The 333-nt window shown below is 59.5% G+C and carries 1 protein-coding gene; it reads left to right on the forward strand.

The window, feature by feature from the left end:
- Positions 1 to 260 (forward strand): TVP38/TMEM64 family protein (locus F0L46_RS25535; protein ID WP_240540165.1); only part of this gene is annotated, 260 nt, incomplete at its 5' end.
- Positions 261 to 333 lie beyond the last annotated feature (73 nt).

Here is a 333-nt window from a genome sequence, read left to right on the forward strand (position 1 = left end):
CCGTTCCGTTTTCCCTGTTGAACTACGCCTGCGGACTCTCCAGCATTCCCGTCCTGCCGTACCTGCTGGTCACGGTGGCCGGATCCGCCCCCAACACCATCGCTACGGTATTAGCCACGGACGCCCTGGCCTCCGGAGGAAGCCCGTGGATTCTCCTGCTCTCGGTGGTGGTTGTCTGCACTGGATTCCTGCTCTCCATCAGGGAATTCACCCAATGGATGCGCGTGCTCAAACACCCCGCCCAGGCATCCGAAATCTAGGTGTCAAGCCGGAGTAAAATAGCCTCATGTTTGCAATTCGCGCCTCCTATCGAGGACATTCTCGACGCCGCAG

It is taken from the genome of Salinarimonas soli (assembly GCF_008386575.1).
Lineage (GTDB): Bacteria > Pseudomonadota > Alphaproteobacteria > Rhizobiales > Beijerinckiaceae > Salinarimonas_A > Salinarimonas_A soli.